Source organism: Streptomyces sp. NPDC096310, assembly GCF_044763125.1.
Taxonomy (GTDB): Bacteria; Actinomycetota; Actinomycetes; order Streptomycetales; family Streptomycetaceae; genus Streptomyces.
Genome location: NZ_JBIWFO010000042.1, coordinates 1 through 18509 on the forward strand (window position 1 = coordinate 1; position 18509 = coordinate 18509).

Below are 18509 nucleotides of genomic sequence, written 5' to 3' on the forward strand. Positions count from 1 at the left end.
CCGCTACGAACGCAAGGCCGACCACTTTCTGGCCTTCACCAGCATCGCCTGCACCCTCATCTGCTACCGCAGACTCACCAAATGAGATGACTTCTAAGCCAACTCAAGGAGAAGACAGATGAGATCCACGCGTCTGACTGCCCTGCGCGAGCCCGGCCGCCGCATAGGCACCATTGCACTCGGTGCCGCATTTGTACTCGGCGTTCTCGCTACGCCCGCCCAGGCGGCAAGCTGGTCCAGCTCGCTGTCCGGCGCCGGCCCGGGCTTCGAGTCCCGTCGCTGGTACGACTCCGGTGGTTCCACCAACATAAAGTTCACCGGATGCTCCGATGACGGCAGCAACCGAGTCGCCAACGTCACCCTGCGCAAGGACACTCTCGGGCCGGACCCGTCCTACACGACGGCCGCCTTCACGAACTGCTTCACGGGCAGTTCCGCCACCTCGACGGGCAACTGGTCCGACCACGGTTCGGGCGACTACTACTTCGCCGTCAACTACGGCGCCTCGGGCCTGCGCGTCTGGGTCGATTCGTTGACCGTAACGTACTGAGCACTTCCCCCCGGGGGCTCTCCGTTGCGGGAACGCCCCCCGGGGGCCCCTTTTTCACCCATGAGGTAGCCCCCGTGCCGCTGCACTACCAGTCATGCACCTTCCGATACGGCCGCAGATCACGCCCGGTTCTCGACCGGCTCGATCTCGCGTTCTCACCCGGTCACACCGTCCTGCTCGGCCCCAACGGCGCGGGCAAGAGCACCCTGCTGTCCGTCGGTGCCAGCGCCTCAATGTCACACTCGGGAAGCGTCCGATACGGGGAACTCGATCCGGCCAACCGCAAACAGACGCGCGCCTACCGGAGCAAGGTTTCCTGGTTGCCACAGCGTCCCGGGTTCCTTCCAGGGCTGACGTGCAGAGAGCATGTAGCGTATGTGGGCTGGCTCAAGGGGATGCGGGAGCGTGACGCCTGGCGCGCCGCGCCGGGGGCGATCGATCGGGTCGGCCTCACCGAAAAGATCAACAACAAGATCAAGACATTGTCCGGCGGCCAACAACAACGGATCGCCATCGCCCAAGCGCTCGTACACGATGCCGAAGTGCTGCTTCTCGACGAGCCGACCGTCGGTCTCGACCCGCATCAGAGGCGGCGGTTCCTCGACCTCTTGGTCTCCTTGCGCGGCAGAGTCCATGTCATCGTCTCCACTCACGACATCGGCGACCTCGACGAGTCTTTCGACGAGGTCGTGGTCCTCGAATCGGGGAAACCGAGGTTCAGGGGAACGGTTGAGGAGTTCGCCGGCCACGCCACCCCGGGGTGTGCGCCGGGCCGACGCCTGGAGAGCGCCTACGCCTCGCTCCTGGAGGCAGCCGAATGATCATCTGGGCCAACCTCCGCGCCTCTGCGGCACCCTGGCTGGTACTTCCCGTACTGGTGTACGCAGGGCTGTACATTGACGACGCCACCTACACCGCACCCTCGAAGTACGGGGTGCAGTCAGGTGAGCTCGCCGCCTATGCCATCGCGGTCATCGCTCCGGCAGTGGCCGGAGCCGCCGCGTGGGAAGCCGGCCGCCACCGCCTACTGGGCGCTTTGACCGCTACAAGCCAACGCAGCGCGGTAAGGCAGCTTTTGTGGGCTGCGGCCCCTGTCCTGATTCTGCAGTTCGTCCTTGTCATCGGGTCTCTCGTCGCGGCCTACCATGCGGTGGGCGTGCTGCCCGGGGGCGCAGGATGGCTCGGTGTGGCGCACTTGATCGCGCTTCCCTTCGGATGGCTGGTCATCGGCTGGAGCCTCGGTCTGCTCCTGCCGAGGAGCATCGCGGCACCCGCTGTCGGAATTGGTTGCTGGGCGTGGCTGTCCATGCCGCACGCGACCGCCAACACCTGGGTGCGTCACCTGGGCGGCTTCATCGACGGGCTCTCGACCGTGACCGACGTGCGCACGCCAGCGGTGTACGCAGCACCGTGGGGTGTCGTCACCGGCCTGGCCATGGCGTTCTGGATATTGGCCCGAACGCGCCGACGTGCCTGGGCAGTGGCTCTTGCCTTCGCTGTGGCAGCAGCCACCTTCACCACCGGCCGCGCATTGGTGGTCGGCTGGGGTTACCAGCACCCGACAGAAGTACGTGGTGTAGCCCTTAGCTGTACCGGACAGGAGCCGATGGTGTGCGTCCCACCGGAGTACGAGCCCTACGCCGAGCAGTTGCGGCGAGATGCCCTCGCCCCGATCAAGAAACTGAAGGTTGCCGGCATAGCCACCCCGAAAGAACTGCGCATCACCTCGGCAAAAGTTCCGCTCAAGCCAGGCATATGGCCGTTGTACTGGTCGTTGCCTCCGCTTCGCGGCGGCCAGGACTCTACCCAGTACACCGCGGACCTCGCGGAGTCGGCGGTGACCGGAACAGCCGCGCTAGCTGGCGTGGACGACTGCCGACAGCCGGGCTCCCCTGCCGCTGCCTGGGCAGCCCTCGTGGTCGGAGTGGAGGAACAGGCGATAAAGGCAGCGGTGCCGGATACCGAATGGGTGGAACTCAAGAAAATCCGCCAGCTTCCCACCGGAGAACAGGCCGACTGGTTCACCAAGGCGGCCGTGAGCCAGGAGCACTGCAACAAGGCCATCTCATGAACCGCTACGCAATCACTGTGCGCCGTTGGTGGGCCGTCCCGGCAGCGCTCGCACTGCTCATCGTGGTGTGCTGGACGGTGGGGGCGAGCGAGGTCCCTGTTCCGAGCCTGACAAGCGGCATGGGCAGCGCCCAACTGGCCTACTTCACTCCCGTGTTGATCGTCATTGCCGTCGTGTACTGCTTGGACCGGCAATTGCGTGAGGCAGAGACCACAGCGGTCCTCCCCGTCGGTCGGTTCGACCAAGGCGCCATTATCTTCGCAGTGCTCCTCACGCATGTGGCCGGAACAATGGTGGGAATGGACATCGCCCGCAATGTCACACTGCTTCTGGCCCTCGCGCTGGTAACACGCCGCCTCGCCAACGAAGCCACGGCGGCAGCGTCAGGGCTAATGCTCCTCATCATCAACCTTATCCTCGGACGCGCCTACAACCCCGATGGCTACGCGACCCATACGTGGTGGGCCGTTGCGCTCTACCCCTCCGGCAGCGTGGCCGCATGGCTAGTGGCGATCGCCCTGTTCGCGCTAGCACTCCCGCTGACGTTCTCACGGACTTCAGCCACCCGCTGACACGCCGATCCGGATCTCTGATCGGGGCAGCGCGCCCCCCGCTCACAGACCCGACCGCGCCCCCGCGACGAACCGAGCCCAGGCTGCGACGGGCACGACGAGCGCGGGGCCGGTCTTGTCCTTGGAGTCGCGGACGCCTACCTGGTGGGTGGGGGCGAGGTGAGCGACCTCGACGCAGGCGGTGCCGTTCTCCGCGCTGTACGAAGACGTGAACCAGGCCGATTCGGGGGCGGCCTGGGTCTCTATGCGATCGGGCATGAGTCAGATCTCTCGTGCTAGTTGTTGCAGGAAATTGGGCGTCTCGCTCGGGGCGAGGGCGCCTGCCCGCAGCGCGTCGAACCTCCGGGAGAAGGACCACGCGGTGGTGTCCTTGTCACTGATGTTCGATCCATCGGCCGCGTCGACCTGAACGACCACCGGAAGCGGTGCTTCGAACTCCAGCAGGTTGAAGTTGAAGCTGCTCCGGTACGTGGCCGTGCCCAGAGGAAGGATCTGAACCGTCACGTTGTCGCGACGCGCGAGCGAGGTGATCTCCTCGAACTGCTCTCGCATCACGTCCGGATCGCCGACAACCCTTCGGAGCGCCCCCTCGTCGAGGATGGCCCACAGTTCCAAGGGGTCCTCCCTCCGGGTCAGAGCCCCTTTCCGCTCCATTCGGAGTTGGATGTGACGTTCCACGAACTCGGTCGTCGTCTCCTCGACCGGCTTGGCGGTCTGGAACATCTCACGTGCGTACCGTTCGGTCTGCAACAAGCCGAAGACTACGTACGGTTGCCACGTACGCATCCGGCGAGCCCCGCTCTCCAGACCGATGTACATCCCCATGCCTGACGGCAGAACGCTGCGGTAGACGGACCACCATCCTCGGTTGACCGAGTCGCGGTGGACCTTCACCAGGAATTCCACGTCTTCCTCGTCCGTCACGCCGTACCGGTCGAGCAGGTCCTTGAGGTCCTGGACCTTCGGCAGACCGGTCAGTCCGTTCTCCACGCGCTGCAACTTCGAGGGCGAGAACGTCAACCCGTCCACGGCCTGAGCAAGGGTGAATCCAGCCTTGTCCCGCAAGTGCCGCAACTCCCATCCGAGTTGCATGCGTCGGACCGTGGGTCCCGTCGGAGCAGCCACGTGTGTACCTCCGTGGTGAGAGAGCCTGCCGCATCGCGGCGCCTGTTGCGAGTCTGACGTCTCATGTCCTCCATGCACAGGCTTGAGCGCGTTCGATCACATATACCAATTCATGTGGGGTACCCACTTCTGGTTGCCGATTACAAGCCCCAGAGCTCACGCTGGGGCGAGTTACCGACTCATCACCAGCGGTAATCGGTGCGCGAGTTACCCCGTCGGGGACCTGCGCCCAAGCAACAGGACCACCGCCGGGAGACCCTCATGCCTCTTCCCCCCAGCAACCCCGCCCGCCCCGTTCGCCCCCCGCGCATAAAGACCGACCTGGAGCCCCGGCCCGTACTCCCCTCCCCCCTCGGGCATCCCGCGTACAGCCAGACCATGCCCTGCGCCCCCGAGTCCGCGCGCCGGGCCAGGCTCCTGGTCGGGGCCGCGTGCACCGCGTGGGGGCTGCCCGGGGTCGCGGACGCCGCCGCGCTCGTCGTCTCGGAGCTGATCGGCAACTCCGTACGGCACAGCGGGAGTCGGCTGGTACGGGTGCTGGTCTCGCTGCCCGAGCCGAGGCGGGTCCGGGTGGCCGTCGTGGACAAGTCCCGTACGCCGCCCGCGCCCCGGCCCGCCGACGACTGCGCGGAGGACGGGCGCGGTCTCGTCGTGGCCGAGGCGCTGGCCGACCGGTGGGGAACGGAACTCCTGCGGTGGGGCAAGCAGGTGTGGGTCGAGCTCTGCCCGGAGACGGACGCCGCCCCGTGAGGCCGTGCCGGGGCAGCGGCCCGCCCAGCCGCCGCCAGGTGCTGCTGGACGCGGCACTGACCTGCCTGACGACTGCCGCTCTCCTCGCGGCCCTGGGGTACGGTACGGATTTTCGCCCGGCGCCCGGGGCAGCGTCAGACGGCCCCGTCCTGTGTCCACGGGCGCAGCTTCTCCGGGTTGCGGACCGCCCAGATCCGGGTGACGCGGCCGTCCGCGACCTCGAACGAGGCCACGGTCATGACGGCGCCGGCCTGCCGGGCCACCAGGCCCGGCGAACCGTTGACCGAGCGTTCCAGGAGTTCGAGCCCGGGAGCCCGGCCCGCGATGGCCACCAGGTACTGGGCGATGCGCGCACCGCCTTCGATCGGGCGCGGGACGGTTCCGACCAGGCCGCCGCCGTCTGCGGTCATCACGGCGGCCGGGTCGAGGAGGTCGACCAGGGCCGCGATGTCCTTGGCCTCCCATGCCTCCTTGACCCGCCGTACCGCGTCGGCCTGCCCGGCCGTCGTCACCGGGGGCCGCGCTCCGCGCGCCCGGCGCCGGGCGGAGGCCGCGAGCTGCTTGCAGGCGGCGGGGGTACGGCCGAGGATGCCGGCGATCTCGGCGAAGGGGTACCGGAAGACGTCGTGCAGGACGAACGCCACCCGCTCGGCCGGGGTCATCGACTCCAGGACGACGAGGAAGGCCATGGTCACCGATTCGTCCAGGACCATCTGGTCGGCGGGGTCGCCGGGGGCAGTGGGTGCGGCGCCAGGGCCGTGGCCGAGGTGCCGTTCGGCGCGGGCGGGCAGCGGATCGGGCAGCCACGCCCCGACGTACCGTTCACGCCGCGCCCGCGCCGAGCCGAGCACGTCCAGGCAGATCCGGCCGGTCACCGTCGTGAGCCAGGCGCCGGGGGACGCGATCCCGTCCCGCCGGTCTCGCGGCAGCGCGTACCAGCGCGCGTAGGCCTCCTGTACGGCGTCCTCGGACTCGGCCAGCGAACCGAGCAACCGGTAGGCGACATTGATCAGTTGGCGCCGCTCGCCGGCCATATCGTCGGCGCCCGCCCCCGCCGTGCCCATGCCCGACCGCCTCCTCGCCTTACCTTTCGCGGGCCCGCGTCGTCGGGCTGGTGAGACCTTACCGATCTACTGCCCCCGGGCGGAAAAGGGGACCGTGGCATGGCAACCCAGGCGACGGCACAGCACCGCTTCTCGTTTCTGGAGATCGCGATCGCCCTCCAGACCCTGACCATCTTCCTTCAAGCGGTCTCCGCCGGGCTGCTGCTGAGCTCGTCCTACGGAGAGACGCTGCACAGTGTCGGAGCCCGCGTGATGTACGGGGCGTCGATGCTGTACGTGCTCGCGGCGGTGCTGGCGTGGAAACCGGGCGGCGGCTCACCCCGGCCCGTGTGGCACGCAACCGGCTTCCTCGCCCTCGCCTCGGCACAGGTCGCACTCGGCATCGCGCACGTACCGTCGGTCCATCTCCCCCTGGGCGTCCTGATGTTCGGCCTGAGCGTGCTGGCGCTGGCGCTGATGCGGCCGGTCCGGGCTGCGGGTGGGCCGGGGCGTGGGCCTGAGCCTCGGCCTGGGCACAGCAGGTGAGGACCGGGGCTTTATGCCGCGTTGGTCACTGTCGGGTGGGGTGGGTGCGGGTTCAGGCGGTGGCCTGTCGGGTGGGGTGGGTGCCGGGAGTCCCGATCAGCGCTTCCCCACCCAAAAGCATGCACTATGCCCCACTTTGCCCCACCTGGCAGGGGGTTGGGCGCCCGTCGTTCCACTCGTGCGGACCGAAAGCTCCCCTATCCGGGACTTTCGGTCCACGCACCCCCCTCTGAGCACCGCCCCCGCCCGACGCAGGACAACCCCGGCCCACCCCGACAGGCCACCGCCCGAACCCGCACCCACCACCGGACAGTGACCACCCCAGCCCGTCAGCCCGTCAGCCCAGTGCCGACTTCACCGCGTCCGCCAGGCGTCCCGCTACCGCGCGGGCCTGTTCGATGTCGGCGGCCTCGACCATGACGCGTACCAGCGGTTCCGTGCCCGAGGGGCGGAGCAGGACGCGGCCCGTGGAGCCCAGGTCGCGTTCGGCCTCCGAGACCGCCGAGGCCAGTTCCGCGGAGGTCCGCACCCGGGCCTTGTCGACGTCGGGCACGTTGATCAGCACCTGCGGCAGCCGCCGCATGACGCCCGCCAGATCGGCCAGTGTGCGGCCGGTCGCGGCGACACGGGCCGCCAGCATGAGGCCGGTCAGGGTGCCGTCGCCGGTGGTGGCGTGGTCGAGGACGATGACATGCCCCGACTGCTCGCCACCGAGGGCGTAGCCGTGCTCCTTCATGGACTCCAGGACGTAGCGGTCACCGACAGCCGTCTCGACCAGCCGGATGCCCTCGCGCTCCATGGCCATCTTGAAGCCCAGGTTCGACATGACCGTACCGACCACGGCGTCGCCGCGCAGGGTGCCCGCCTCGCGCATCGCGAGGGCCAGTACGGCGAGGATCTGGTCGCCGTCGACCTCGTGGCCGGTCCCGTCCACGGCGAGGCAGCGGTCCGCGTCGCCGTCGTGGGCGATGCCGAAGTCCGCGCCGTGCTCGACGACCGCCGCCTTCAGCAGCCCGAGGTGGGTGGAGCCGCAGCCGTCGTTGATGTTCAGGCCGTCCGGCTCCGCGCCGATGGTGATGACCTCGGCGCCCGCGCGGGCGAACGCCTCGGGCGAGACCCGGGCCGCCGCGCCGTGCGCCTCGTCCAGGACGACCTTGAGGCCGTCGAGCCGGTTGGGCAGGATGCCGATCAGGTGTGCCACGTACTGATCGAAACCTTCGTCGTACGAGCGGACCCGACCGACACCGGCTCCGGTCGGCCGCGCCCACGGCTCGCCGGTGCTGTGCTGCTCGTACACCGTCTCGATACGGTCCTCCAGCTCGTCGGCGAGCTTGTGCCCGCCCCGGGCGAAGAACTTGATGCCGTTGTCGGGCATGGCGTTGTGACTCGCGGAGAGCATCACGCCGAGGTCGGCGCCCAGCACACCGGTGAGATACGCCACCGCGGGGGTGGGCAGCACACCGACGCGCAGGACGTCCACGCCCGCGCTCGCGAGACCCGCCACCACGGCGGCCTCCAGGAACTCGCCCGAGGCGCGGGGGTCACGGCCGACCACGGCCGTGGGCCGGTGCCCCTCGAAGGTCCCCACCTCACCGAGCACGTGCGCCGCCGCGACCGACAGGCCGAGCGCCAGCTCGGCCGTCAGATCGGCGTTGGCGACACCGCGCACGCCATCCGTACCGAAGAGTCGTCCCACAGCTCTCCCTCCGAGAACGCCGGAGCGGCGCCGGTGCCGCCCCTGACGAAAGTGCGCCGAAAACCAAAGCGCTCCGAAATTGATCCGAAAATGCGAAGCCCTGCACATACAGGTAAGGCCATTGAGCATCGGCTGCACTCTCGTGCACCCTGAATGCTGTTATACGCCCGAGGCTCGCGATAAACGAACGCCCCGGCGGCACGGAGTGCCGCCGGGGCGAACGGTAGGCCGAAAGGCTGTGAAAGCCTGAGCCGGCCGGGTGCGCTTTAGCGCTTGCTGTACTGCGGCGCCTTGCGGGCCTTCTTGAGACCGGCCTTCTTGCGCTCGACCGCACGGTCGTCGCGGCTCAGGAAGCCGGCCTTCTTCAGCGTGGCGCGGTTGTTGTCCACGTCCGCCTCGTTCAGCGAGCGGGCCACACCGAGGCGCAGGGCGCCGGCCTGGCCGGAGACGCCGCCACCGGAGATCCGGGCGATGACGTCGTAGCGGTTGTCCAGCTCAAGCACCTTGAAGGGCTCGTTGACAGCCTGCTGGTGCACCTTGTTGGGGAAGTACTCCTCAAGGGTGCGACCGTTGATCTTCCACTTGCCGGTGCCCGGGACGATCCGGACGCGGGCGATGGCGTTCTTGCGACGGCCCAGGCCGGCCGCCGGCTGCGGGTCGCCGAAGCGGCCCGCGAGGTCCGTCGACTCAGTGGTGTACTCACCCTCGACGGGGACCTCCGACTCGAAGGTCGTCACGGCGTCGAAGGTCTCTTCGACCTCGGCGCCTTCGACGGGGGTCTCTGCAGTGGTCTCGGCCACGATGCTCCTCAGATTTCTTTTCGTCTTAGGGGGTGGCCGGAACTACTGCGCGACCTGGGTGATCTCGAACGGCACCGGCTGCTGGGCAGCGTGCGGGTGCTGGTCGCCCGAGTAGACCTTCAGCTTCGAGATCATCTGACGGCCCAGGGAGTTCTTGGGGATCATGCCCTTGATGGCCTTCTCGACGGCCTTCTCGGGGTTCTTCGCCATCAGCTCGTCGTAGCGGACGGAACGCAGACCACCCGGGTAACCGGAGTGGCGGTACGCCATCTTCTGGGTCTTCTTGTTGCCGGACAGGTGCACCTTGTCCGCGTTGATGATGATGACGAAGTCACCGGTGTCAACGTGCGGCGCGTAGATCGGCTTGTGCTTGCCGCGCAGAAGGTTGGCGGCGGTGGTCGCCAGACGGCCCAGGACGATGTCCTGCGCGTCGATGATGTGCCACTGGCGCGTCACATCGCCGGGCTTGGGGCTGTACGTACGCACGGTCGTATGCCTTCGCTTCTTCAGTGATGAGGTTCCCGCAGCCCGCGAGGGTTGTGGGACGGGTCCTGACAAGGCCACCCGGACGATCACGACAGCCCTGGTGGTGCGACGGGGACGCAACCCGTGCACCTACCGCTGTCCATCGGCCCGGTGAACCGGCGTAAGGGCCCCTCGCGTGAGAACGACCAAGCCAATACGCATAACGAACCAGCAGAATACCGCCGCCGCCCCGTACGGGTCAAAACGAGGTCCGCACCCCCACACGCACCGGCGCACACGGCGCGACCGGCCCGCGCGTCACCGTGCCCGCACCACCCTGCGCTCGTCCCACACCGGCTCCGGCGTCTCCCGTACGACCCCGTCCGAGCCGAAGACCAGATAGCGGTCGAACGAACGAGCGAACCAGCGGTCGTGCGTCACCGCCAGCACCGTCCCGTCGTACGCCTCAAGGCCCTCCTGGAGCGCCTCCGCCGACTCCAGGTCCAGGTTGTCCGTCGGCTCGTCCAGCAGCAGCGCCGTCGTCCCCGCCAGCTCCAGCAGCAGGATCTGGAAGCGCGCCTGCTGGCCGCCGGAGAGCTTGTCGAAGGGCTGGTCGCCCTGGCGCTCCAGCTCGTACCGGCGCAGCACGCTCATCGCGCCGCCCCGGTCCTTCGCGTGCTCCGTCCAGAGGATGTCGACGAGCGTGCGTCCCCGCAGCTCCGGGTGGGCATGCGTCTGCGCGAAGTGCCCCGGCACCACCCGCGCGCCGAGTTTCCACTCGCCGCCGTGCCGGACGTCCTCGCCGGCCAGCAGCCGCAGGAAGTGCGACTTGCCGGAGCCGTTCGAGCCGAGGACGGCCACCCGCTCACCGTAGAAGATCTCCAGCGAGAACGGCTTCATCAGGCCAGTCAGCTCCAGATCCTTGCAGGTCACGGCCCGTACGCCGGTACGGCCACCGCGCAGCCGCATCGTGATCTCCTGCTCGCGCGGCGGCTCGGGCGGCGGCCCGGCCTCCTCGAACTTCCGCAGCCGGGTCTGCGCCGCCGCGTACCGGGACGCCATCTCGTGGCTGACCGAGGCCGCCTGCCGCAGATTGATCACCAGCCGCTTGAGCTGCGCGTGCTTCTCCTCCCAGCGCCGCTTCAGCTCCTCGAACCGCGCGAACCGCTCCCGCCGCGCCTCGTGGTAAGTGCCGAATCCGGCGCCGTGCACCCACACGTCGGAGCCGGCGGGCCCCGGCTCCACGCTGACGATCTTCTCGGCCGCCGTGGCCAGCAGCTCCCGGTCGTGGGAGATGAAGAGGACCGTCTTACGGGTCTCCTTCAGCTTCTCCTCCAGCCAGCGCTTGCCCGGCACGTCCAGATAGTTGTCCGGCTCGTCCAGCAGCAGCACCTCGTCGGGGCCGCGCAGCAGCGCCTCCAGCACCAGCCGCTTCTGCTCGCCGCCGCTGAGCGTGCGCAGGGCGCGGAACTGGGCCTTGTCGTACGGGATGCCGAGCGCCGCCGTCGTACAGATGTCCCAGAGCGTCTCGGCCTCGTAGCCGCGCGCCTCCGCCCAGTCGCTGAGCGCCTGCGCGTACGTCATCTGCGCGGCCTCGTCGTCGACCGTCATGATCGCGTGCTCGGCCCGGTCCACGGCCTCGGCGGCCTCCCGGATCCGCGGCTGCGCGACCGAGACCAGCAGGTCGCGCACCGTACGCTCGTCGCTCCCCGATCCGTCGTCCCGTTGCGAGCCGACGAACTGGGACATCACCCCGAGCCCGCCGCTCACGGTCACCGTTCCGGCGTGCGGCTGCAACTCCCCCGCGATCATCCGCAGCAGTGTCGTCTTGCCCGCGCCGTTCGCCCCCACGAGGGCGACGACGGCGCCTTCCGCGACGCGGAACGAGGCGTCGGCGAGCAGCACCCGCCCGTCGGGGAGGTAGTACTCCAGGTGCGCGGCCTCTACATGTCCCATGCTCCGCATTGTCGGCGCAGGCGGGGCCAGGACCCAAACCGGTTTCCGTGCCCCCTTCCACCTCACCCGTCCCACCCCTCCCACCGGGCCCGTTTCCCGGCCGGGTGCGCGGGGCAGGACGCACGCGCGCGCGAGGCCTGGTGGGGCTTAAACTGCGCGACATGAGCTTTGGGCATGGGCAGGGGGGGCAGGGCCCTTCGTGGGGCGGCCCCGGTTCACCGGACCACGATCCGTACGGGGCACGGCAGTCGCAGGGCGGTTACGGATCCCAGGACCCGTACGACCCGCCGGCATCGGACCCGTACGGCACACAGACACCCGACTGGGCGGCGCTGGCCGACGCGTCCGCCGCCCGCACCCGGCGCAAGCGCTGGCTGCTGGTCGGCGGCGGCGTGCTCGCCACGGGCGCCGTCGCCGCGATCGTCGCGACGGCGGTCGTCTCCATGAACGGCACCGGCGGCGCGGACCGCGGTACGGAGAACGCGGCGGGCCAACTCCCCACCTCCTCCGCCGATCTGCCGAACCAGAACGGCGAGCCCGCCCCCTCCTTCCCGTCAGCGGCGCCGCTGCCGCCGCCGGACCCGAAGGACTTCATATCCAGCGCCGACAAGGACAAGGCCCCGCTCGGCGAGGACACCCTGTTCCCCGGCAAGAAGCTGACGATGGGCGACCGCGTCTATCTCAAGAGCGCCACGACCTCCACCACCAACTGCGCCGCCGCCACCCAGGGCGCGCTGGGCTCCGTCCTCGCCTCGAACAGTTGCGACCAGGTCATCCGCGCCACGTACCACAAGGACGGGGTGGCCGTCACGGTCGGCGTCGCCGTCTTCGAGCGGGAGGCCCAGGCGCTGAAGGCCAAGGACCAGGCGCAGGGCGGCATCGCCTCGCTCTCCGGCGGCGGGGTCGACACCTTCTGCCGGGCGCCCTCGGTCTGCCGCAAGACCACCAACTCGTACGGCCGGTACGTCTACTTCACCGTCGGCGGCTTCACCAGCGGCAAGAACGTCGTCAAGAGCGACAAGGACGTCTACGCGATCGGCGACGACCTCGCCGAGTTCACCTTCCGCCAGATCCTCGGCCGGGGCCAGGCGCAGGCGTCGGCGGCGGCCACCGAGCCCGTGGCCCCGTAACCCCTTAGCCGCTTCCGCGTTCACCTGGGTATGTTTCACAGAGACTGCACAGAATGATCACGGGGGAGAGCCGATGACGGCCGTCAGAATCACCGTGGTGGTACCGACCTACAACTCGGGACCCCACATCGAGCCGCTCGTCGACTCGCTGCTGCGGCAGACCATGCCGCGCGACGCGTTCGAGGTCCTGTTCGTCGACGACGGTTCGACCGACGGGACCCCGGCGCGCCTCGCCGAACTCGCCGCCGAGCACCCCCACTTACGCACGGTCTCCATCCCCAACTCCGGCTGGCCGGGGCGCCCCCGCAACGTCGGTGTGGAGCAGGCGAACGGCGCCTACGTGCAGTTCGCGGACCACGACGACCGGCTGGCGCCCGAGGCACTGGAGCGGCTGTACGCGATGGCCGAGCGCAACAGCTCGGACATCCTCATCGGCAAGGTCGCCAGCAACTTCCGGGCCAGGGGCGTCCCGTACGGCCTGATGAGCCGTACGCGCGAGTCGTGCACGGTGTGGAACGCGCCGCTGATCGACAGCCTCACGCCGCACAAGATGTTCCGCACCGCGTTCCTGCGCGAGCACGGCATCGTGCACCCCGAGGGGCCGTGGATCCTGGAGGACCAGCTCTTCATGGTCCGCGCCTATCTCAAGGCGTCCGTCGTCTCCGTCCTCGGCGACTACGTCTGCTACACGTACTGGGCGCGCGACGACGCCTCCAACGCCGGTACGACGGCCATCGACCCACGCTACTTCTACGGCAATCTGCGGGAGATCCTGGCCACCGTCGTCGCGGGCACGGAGCCGGGCCCCGCGCGCGACCGGCTGCTGCGCCGCTTCTACCGGGTCGAGCTGCTGCACCGGCTCGGTGTGGAGCCGGAGGGGCCGCCGACCGACCCGCCGTTCCGGGACGACCCGTTCGACGCCGTACGGGAGCTGGCCGAGGAGTTCATGACCGACGGCGTGCACGACGGGCTGCCCGTCCTGCACCGGGTCCGCTCGACGCTGCTGCGCGCGGGCAGGCCCGCGGAACTCACGGAGTTCACCCGCCGCCAGCGGGAGCTGCGGGCCCACTGCACGGCCGGCCGCACGGGCTGGAACCGCGACCGACTCAAGGCGTCCTTCACCGCCCGCTTCGAGGAACACCCGGGCGGCCCCGGCCTGTTGCTGGCGCGGCGCGGCGAGCGGTACTTCCTCGCCCCGTCGCTGACCGACGGGGTGCTGGCGGAGCCCGTCGAGGTGACCGACGCGCTGGGCACGTTCAAGGCGGACGTACTGCTGCGCCACACGGAGACCGCGCACGTGTGGCCGGTGCGGCGCGAGACCTCCCTCGTCCTGGAGGAACACGAGGGGGCGCCCGAGGCCGACGGTACGGTCCTGGTCCGCCCCGTCGTGCGCGGCACCTTCACCGTGGACCCGCTGCGCGCCGCGGGCGGCCGTCCGCTGGACGACGGCGCGTGGGAGGTACGGGTACGGCTCACCGGCGCCGGATTCGACCGCTACGCCACCGTGCTCGACACCGAGGGCCGGCCGCTGACCGTACGGCGTACGGACCAGCCCCCGGCCGGCGTCAAGGTCAGCGTCGTCGTCCGGACGGCGCGCCCCGGACGGACGGCGGGCACCGCCGCGGACGTCGTACGGACCACGGGCGCCGCCGCCGACGCCCTGCGCCACACGCTGGACTCCCTGGCCGCGCAGACCCTGCCGCCCGCCGCGTTCGAAGTGATCGTGACCGAGGAGCGCGACAAGGGGCTCACCGGCGCGACGGGGGCGTACGTCCTCTTCCTTGAGCCCGGCACCGAGCTGGACACCGAGGCACTGGAGCGGCTGTACGCGTACGGCGTCGAGCACGACGCCGACATCGTCGCCGGAAAGGCCGCGGGCCGGGGCAGACCCGTGCCGCACGCGCTGTTCACCCGGGACCGGCCGCGGGCCACCCTCGCCAAGGACCCGCTCGCCGACAGCCTCGGCGCCGACAAGCTCTTCGACCGGGCGTTCCTCGCCGAGCACGGCCTGCGCTTCACCACGGGCGCGGAGACGGGCGTCGGGGGCCGGGAGACCCTGGCCGAGCAGGCGTTCACCGCCGAGGCGACCGTCCTGGCGGGCCGCACGGCCGTCCTCGGCCGGCACGTCTGCTTCCGGTACGGCCCGGCGCCCGAGGGGCCCGCCCCGGCGCCCGGCGCCTTCTACCCGGCGCTGCGGACGCTGATGGCCCGGATCGACGCCCTCACCGAGCCGGGCGCGGCGCGTGACCGGCTGCACCGGCGCTGGCTGCGCCTGGAGCTGCTGGACCGGCTGAGCGGGAGCGAACTGCTCGACCTCGACGACTCCGCCCGGCGCGCGCTGTTCGACGCGATCCGCGAGGTCGTCGAGGACGGCGTCTCCCCCACCGCGGCCGCGGCGCTGCCCGCCGTGAGCCGGGTCGCGCTCGCCCTGATCGCCGACGGCCGCCCCGACGCGCTCACGGCGCTCGCGCGCTGGGAGACCTCGATCGGCTGCCACGCCCGGCTGGACCGGCTGACCCGCCCGGACGACGCCACCCTCCGTATCGCCTTCAGCGCACACCTGCGTTCGGCGCAGGGCCCGCTGGACGTGTCGCCGCCGGACGGGGAGGCGCGGCGGTTCCTGGCCCCGGTGGGGCTCACCGGGCCCCTGCCCGACCTCTTCGCCCGGGAACCGCTCGCCTCGGGCGCGCACCCCGACCAGGCGTCCGCCGTGCTGGTCCTGCGCGCCCGGGAGAGCGGCAAGGAGCACCGGGCGGCCACGGAGTGCACCGTCGCCCGCACCGGGGGCAGCGGGCTGAGCGTCACGGGAACGGCGTCCCTCACCGCGGCCGGTCTGCGTGCCGGCGTGTGGGACGCCTCCGTACGGCTGACCGCGCTCGGCTGGACGAAGACCGCCCGGCTCGGTGCGCACCGGAGCCCTGACGTGCCCGAGGAGCCGCCGGCGGCGGACCGGATCGCCCCGTACTGGACCACGCCCGGCGGGGAGCTGTCCTTCCGCGTCACCGCACCACGCCCGGCCGGCCCCCGGCCCCGCGTACTGCTGCACCGGGTGAGCCGCCGGCTACGCGGCGCGAACCAGGCCCAGGGCCGCTGAGGGCCGCCGGGCCTCCGGCCGGCCGGCCGGAGGCTGCTAGCAGCCCGCGCAGCCGCCGAGTGTGCGCTTGTTGCGTGCCTGGCGGTTGCGCGCGCCCAGCAGCTCGTCGGCGGGGTAGCCGACCTCCTCCAGCGTCAGGCCGTGCGGGCGTACGACATGCACCGCCGAGTCCCGTACGCCCGCCGCCAGGACCTTCGCCGGCCACTCCACCGGCCGGTGGCCGTCGCCCACGAAGAGCAGCGCGCCCACCAGCGAGCGCACCATGTTGTGGCAGAAGGCGTCGGCGCGCACGGTCGCGGTGACGACGCCGCTCGCGTCCCGCTCCCACTCCAGCCGCTGGAGCGTACGGATCGTCGTGGCGCCCTCGCGCCGCTTGCAGTACGCCGCGAAGTCGTGCTCGCCGAGGAGCCCGGCCGACGCGGCGTTCATCGCGGCCACGTCCAGCGGCCAGTCGTGCCAGAGCACATGGCCGCGCAGCAGCGGGTCGACGCCTCCGGGGTGGTCGGTGACGCGGTAGGCGTACCGCCGCCAGATCGCCGAGAAGCGCGCGTTGAACCCGGCCGGCGCCTCCTCGGCCTTCCAGACCCGTACGTCGTGCGGCAGCCGCCCGGCGAGGCGCCTCAGCAGCCGCTCGCCGTGCTCGGCCCAGACGTCCAGCGGAAGATCCACATGGGCGACCTGGCCGCGTGCGTGCACGCCCGCGTCGGTGCGTCCGGCCACGGTCAGGTCGTACGTACGGGAGGAGCGCGTCACGGTACGGAGCGCGTCCTCGATCTCGCCCTGGACCGTGCGCCGGGTGCGCTGCCTGGCCCAGCCGGAGAAGTCCTTGCCGTCGTACGAGAGGTCCAGCCGTACCCGTACGTGCCCGGCCGCCGGCCCCTCGGGACTCTCGGTGCCATCAGCCTTCTCGGGGCTTCCGGGGTTCTCGCTCACCTGCACACCTGTCCGATCCTCTTCCAACGGAACAACGGAACGGGCCCGCCCCCGTCAGGGAGCGGACCCGTCCGTACAGCCGTCCAAGGACTCAGGCGTCCTTGGACTCGGCCTCGTCCTTGACCTCGGGCTTGGCGTCCTCGACGGTCTCGGCCGGAGCCTCGTCCTTCTTGAGGGCGTCTTCCTTGACCGCGCGCTTGGTCGCGGCCTCGGCCTCACCGGTGGCCTCCTGCGCCACGGTCAGGGCCTCGACCAGCTCGATGACCGCCATCGGGGCGTTGTCGCCACGACGGTTGCCGATCTTGGTGATACGGGTGTAACCACCGGGGCGGTTCTCGTACCGCGGCGCGATCTCGGTGAAGAGCGTGTGGACGACGCTCTTGTCCGTGATCGACTGGAGCACCAGGCGACGGTTGTGGATGTCGCCCTTCTTCGCCTTGGTGATGAAGCGCTCGGCGACCGGACGCAGCCGGCGGGCCTTGGCCTCGGTCGTGGTGATGCGGCCGTGCTCGAAGAGCGACTTCGCGAGGTTCGCGAGGAGCAGCTTCTCGTGCGCGGCGCTGCCGCCCAGACGGGCACCCTTGGTGGGCTGCGGCATGGTGTTTCTCCTTGTGTCTGCACCGGCCGTATCAGGTACCGGTGTCAGTTCCCGCGAGGCGGTCGCCCCGCGGAAGCGAACTCAGCTACGGGGCGGACCTGGTCCGCCCCGTACTGCTCAGTACTGCTCGGTCTCCACGAACCCGGCGTCCGCGTCGTCCTCGGCGCCGAAGGCGTCCGCGGCGGCGGTCGGGTCGAATCCGGGCGGGCTGTCCTTGAGCGCGAGGCCCATGCCGGCCAGCTTCGCCTTGACCTCGTCGATCGACTTGGCGCCGAAGTTGCGGATGTCGAGCAGGTCCGCCTCGGAGCGTGCCACGAGCTCACCCACGGAGTGGATGCCCTCGCGCTTGAGGCAGTTGTACGACCGAACGGTGAGCTCCAGCTCCTCGATCGGCAGGGCGAGATCGGCGGCGAGCGCGGCGTCCGTCGGCGACGGGCCCATGTCGATGCCCTCGGCGTCGATGTTCAGCTCGCGCGCCAGGCCGAACAGCTCGACCAGCGTCTTACCGGCGGACGCCATGGCGTCGCGCGGCCGCATGGCCTGCTTGGTCTCGACGTCGACGATCAGCTTGTCGAAGTCGGTGCGCTGCTCGACACGGGTCGCCTCGACCTTGTACGTGACCTTGAGCACCGGCGAGTAGATCGAGTCGACCGGGATACGGCCGATCTCCTGGCCGACCTGCTTGTTCTGGACGGCGGAGACATAGCCGCGACCGCGCTCGACGGTCAGCTCCATCTCCAGCTTGCCCTTGCCGTTGAGCGTGGCGAGGACGAGGTCCGGGTTGTGCACCTCGACACCGGCCGGCGGGGCGATGTCGGCGGCCGTGACCAGGCCGGGGCCCTGCTTGCGCAGGTACATCACGACCGGCTCGTCGTGCTCCGAGGAGACGACGAGCTGCTTGATGTTGAGGATGAGGTCGGTCACGTCCTCCTTGACGCCCGGCACGGTGGTGAACTCGTGCAGGACCCCGTCGATCCGGATGCTGGTGACAGCGGCACCGGGGATCGAGGAGAGGAGCGTACGGCGGAGCGAGTTGCCGAGGGTGTAGCCGAAGCCCGGCTCCAGCGGCTCGATCACGAACCGGGAGCGGTACTCGTCGACGACCTCTTCGGTCAGCGACGGACGCTGAGCGATAAGCATGGGTGATTCCTTCAGTTGGGGACGCCCGCTATTTGACGTC

The 18509-nt window shown here is 70.1% G+C and carries 18 protein-coding genes; 8 read left to right on the forward strand and 10 right to left on the reverse strand.

The genetic code is table 11. From position 1 onward, the window contains the following. Nucleotides 1–118 precede the first annotated feature (118 nt). The 4 genes from ACIQ7D_RS36065 (at nt 119) to ACIQ7D_RS36080 (ending at nt 3193) form a co-directional block, all read left to right on the forward strand. Nucleotides 119–550 (forward strand): hypothetical protein, encoded by a 432-nt coding sequence (locus ACIQ7D_RS36065; RefSeq protein ID WP_403945272.1) that lies wholly within the window; start codon nt 119–121, stop codon nt 548–550. Between the two features lie 74 nt (nt 551–624). Continuing rightward, nucleotides 625–1371: an ABC transporter ATP-binding protein gene (locus ACIQ7D_RS36070; RefSeq protein ID WP_403945274.1), complete on the forward strand. Its 747-nt coding sequence runs from the start codon at nt 625–627 to the stop codon at nt 1369–1371. Continuing rightward, nucleotides 1368–2621, forward strand: a complete 1254-nt coding sequence (locus tag ACIQ7D_RS36075; RefSeq protein ID WP_403945276.1) for a hypothetical protein — start codon at nt 1368–1370, stop codon at nt 2619–2621. The genes ACIQ7D_RS36070 and ACIQ7D_RS36075 overlap by 4 nt, the downstream gene beginning before the upstream one ends. After that, the gene (locus ACIQ7D_RS36080; protein WP_403945278.1) at nt 2618–3193 is read left to right on the forward strand and encodes a hypothetical protein; all 576 of its coding nucleotides are present in this window, start codon (nt 2618–2620) and stop codon (nt 3191–3193) included. The genes ACIQ7D_RS36075 and ACIQ7D_RS36080 overlap by 4 nt, the downstream gene beginning before the upstream one ends. A 42-nt stretch (nt 3194–3235) precedes the next feature. Here the strand turns inward: ACIQ7D_RS36080 and ACIQ7D_RS36085 are convergent, their stop codons facing one another. Together ACIQ7D_RS36085 and ACIQ7D_RS36090 are read right to left on the reverse strand one after the other, a co-directional pair. Further along, entirely contained in the window at nt 3236–3451 is a 216-nt protein-coding gene (locus tag ACIQ7D_RS36085; protein WP_403945280.1) for a DUF397 domain-containing protein, read from the reverse strand. A gap of 3 nt (nt 3452–3454) precedes the next feature. Further along, nucleotides 3455–4285, reverse strand: coding sequence for a helix-turn-helix domain-containing protein (locus ACIQ7D_RS36090; protein WP_403945282.1), 831 nt, complete (start codon nt 4283–4285; stop codon nt 3455–3457). A 294-nt stretch (nt 4286–4579) separates the two neighbouring features. Between ACIQ7D_RS36090 and ACIQ7D_RS36095 the strand changes: the two genes are divergently transcribed. Further along, a complete protein-coding gene (locus tag ACIQ7D_RS36095; RefSeq protein ID WP_403945284.1) occupies nt 4580–5068 on the forward strand; it encodes an ATP-binding protein in 489 nt (162 codons plus the stop codon). Between the two features lie 134 nt (nt 5069–5202). On the opposite strand, the gene sigJ is transcribed toward ACIQ7D_RS36095, so the two are convergent. Next, a complete protein-coding gene (gene sigJ, locus ACIQ7D_RS36100; RefSeq protein WP_403945285.1) occupies nt 5203–6132 on the reverse strand; it encodes an RNA polymerase sigma factor SigJ in 930 nt (309 codons plus the stop codon). Between the two features lie 99 nt (nt 6133–6231). Here sigJ and ACIQ7D_RS36105 point away from each other — a divergent pair, with 99 nt between their 5' ends. Continuing rightward, a complete protein-coding gene (locus ACIQ7D_RS36105; protein ID WP_403945287.1) occupies nt 6232–6657 on the forward strand; it encodes a hypothetical protein in 426 nt (141 codons plus the stop codon). Nucleotides 6658–6994: 337 nt separating this feature from the next. Here ACIQ7D_RS36105 and glmM read toward each other — a convergent pair whose 3' ends face one another. The 4 genes from glmM to ACIQ7D_RS36125 form a co-directional block, all read right to left on the reverse strand. Further along, nucleotides 6995–8353: a phosphoglucosamine mutase gene (gene glmM, locus ACIQ7D_RS36110; RefSeq protein ID WP_403945288.1), complete on the reverse strand. Its 1359-nt coding sequence runs from the start codon at nt 8351–8353 to the stop codon at nt 6995–6997. 266 nt (nt 8354–8619) lie between these two features. Further along, nucleotides 8620–9153: a 30S ribosomal protein S9 gene (gene rpsI / locus ACIQ7D_RS36115; RefSeq protein ID WP_403945289.1), complete on the reverse strand. Its 534-nt coding sequence runs from the start codon at nt 9151–9153 to the stop codon at nt 8620–8622. A 42-nt stretch (nt 9154–9195) separates the two neighbouring features. Then, nucleotides 9196–9639 carry a 50S ribosomal protein L13 gene (rplM, locus tag ACIQ7D_RS36120; protein WP_365636707.1) on the reverse strand — a complete coding sequence of 148 codons (444 nt, stop codon included), beginning with the start codon at nt 9637–9639 and terminating at the stop codon, nt 9196–9198. Between the two features lie 297 nt (nt 9640–9936). Continuing rightward, on the reverse strand, nt 9937–11583 hold the full coding sequence (locus ACIQ7D_RS36125; protein ID WP_403945291.1) for an ABC-F family ATP-binding cassette domain-containing protein: 1647 nt from the start codon (nt 11581–11583) through the stop codon (nt 9937–9939). A 152-nt stretch (nt 11584–11735) separates the two neighbouring features. On the opposite strand from ACIQ7D_RS36125, the gene ACIQ7D_RS36130 reads away from it, so the two are divergent. Both ACIQ7D_RS36130 and ACIQ7D_RS36135 read left to right on the forward strand, forming a co-directional pair. Further along, nucleotides 11736–12704 carry a hypothetical protein gene (locus tag ACIQ7D_RS36130; protein ID WP_403945292.1) on the forward strand — a complete coding sequence of 323 codons (969 nt, stop codon included), beginning with the start codon at nt 11736–11738 and terminating at the stop codon, nt 12702–12704. 73 nt (nt 12705–12777) lie between these two features. Beyond that, nucleotides 12778–15798 carry a glycosyltransferase gene (locus ACIQ7D_RS36135; RefSeq protein WP_403945293.1) on the forward strand — a complete coding sequence of 1007 codons (3021 nt, stop codon included), beginning with the start codon at nt 12778–12780 and terminating at the stop codon, nt 15796–15798. 36 nt (nt 15799–15834) lie between these two features. Here the strand turns inward: ACIQ7D_RS36135 and truA are convergent, their stop codons facing one another. The 3 genes from truA to ACIQ7D_RS36150 all read right to left on the reverse strand — a co-directional run bounded on the left by truA (nt 15835) and on the right by ACIQ7D_RS36150 (nt 18469). Next, the gene (truA, locus tag ACIQ7D_RS36140; RefSeq protein WP_403945322.1) at nt 15835–16647 is read right to left on the reverse strand and encodes a tRNA pseudouridine(38-40) synthase TruA; all 813 of its coding nucleotides are present in this window, start codon (nt 16645–16647) and stop codon (nt 15835–15837) included. Between the two features lie 175 nt (nt 16648–16822). Then, the gene (gene rplQ, locus ACIQ7D_RS36145; RefSeq protein ID WP_403945295.1) at nt 16823–17329 is read right to left on the reverse strand and encodes a 50S ribosomal protein L17; all 507 of its coding nucleotides are present in this window, start codon (nt 17327–17329) and stop codon (nt 16823–16825) included. Between the two features lie 117 nt (nt 17330–17446). Continuing rightward, nucleotides 17447–18469, reverse strand: a complete 1023-nt coding sequence (locus tag ACIQ7D_RS36150) for a DNA-directed RNA polymerase subunit alpha (protein ID WP_329828625.1) — start codon at nt 18467–18469, stop codon at nt 17447–17449. Between the last annotated feature and the right edge of the window lie 40 nt (nt 18470–18509).

Bases quoted from the DNA above. Each gene is read 5' to 3' on its own strand.
- ACIQ7D_RS36065 (WP_403945272.1), top strand. From the start codon at position 119: ATGAGATCCACGCGTCTGACTGCCCTGCGCGAGCCCGGCCGCCGCATA.
- ACIQ7D_RS36075 (WP_403945276.1), top strand. From the start codon at position 1,368: ATGATCATCTGGGCCAACCTCCGCGCCTCTGCGGCACCCTGGCTGGTA.
- ACIQ7D_RS36080 (WP_403945278.1), top strand. From the start codon at position 2,618: ATGAACCGCTACGCAATCACTGTGCGCCGTTGGTGGGCCGTCCCGGCA.
- ACIQ7D_RS36085 (WP_403945280.1), bottom strand. From the start codon at position 3,451: ATGCCCGATCGCATAGAGACCCAGGCCGCCCCCGAATCGGCCTGGTTC.
- ACIQ7D_RS36090 (WP_403945282.1), bottom strand. From the start codon at position 4,285: ATGCAACTCGGATGGGAGTTGCGGCACTTGCGGGACAAGGCTGGATTC.
- ACIQ7D_RS36095 (WP_403945284.1), top strand. From the start codon at position 4,580: ATGCCTCTTCCCCCCAGCAACCCCGCCCGCCCCGTTCGCCCCCCGCGC.
- sigJ (WP_403945285.1), bottom strand. From the start codon at position 6,132: ATGGGCACGGCGGGGGCGGGCGCCGACGATATGGCCGGCGAGCGGCGC.
- ACIQ7D_RS36105 (WP_403945287.1), top strand. From the start codon at position 6,232: ATGGCAACCCAGGCGACGGCACAGCACCGCTTCTCGTTTCTGGAGATC.
- ACIQ7D_RS36125 (WP_403945291.1), bottom strand. From the start codon at position 11,583: ATGCGGAGCATGGGACATGTAGAGGCCGCGCACCTGGAGTACTACCTC.
- ACIQ7D_RS36130 (WP_403945292.1), top strand. From the start codon at position 11,736: ATGAGCTTTGGGCATGGGCAGGGGGGGCAGGGCCCTTCGTGGGGCGGC.
- ACIQ7D_RS36135 (WP_403945293.1), top strand. From the start codon at position 12,778: ATGACGGCCGTCAGAATCACCGTGGTGGTACCGACCTACAACTCGGGA.
- rplQ (WP_403945295.1), bottom strand. From the start codon at position 17,329: ATGCCGCAGCCCACCAAGGGTGCCCGTCTGGGCGGCAGCGCCGCGCAC.
- ACIQ7D_RS36150 (WP_329828625.1), bottom strand. From the start codon at position 18,469: ATGCTTATCGCTCAGCGTCCGTCGCTGACCGAAGAGGTCGTCGACGAG.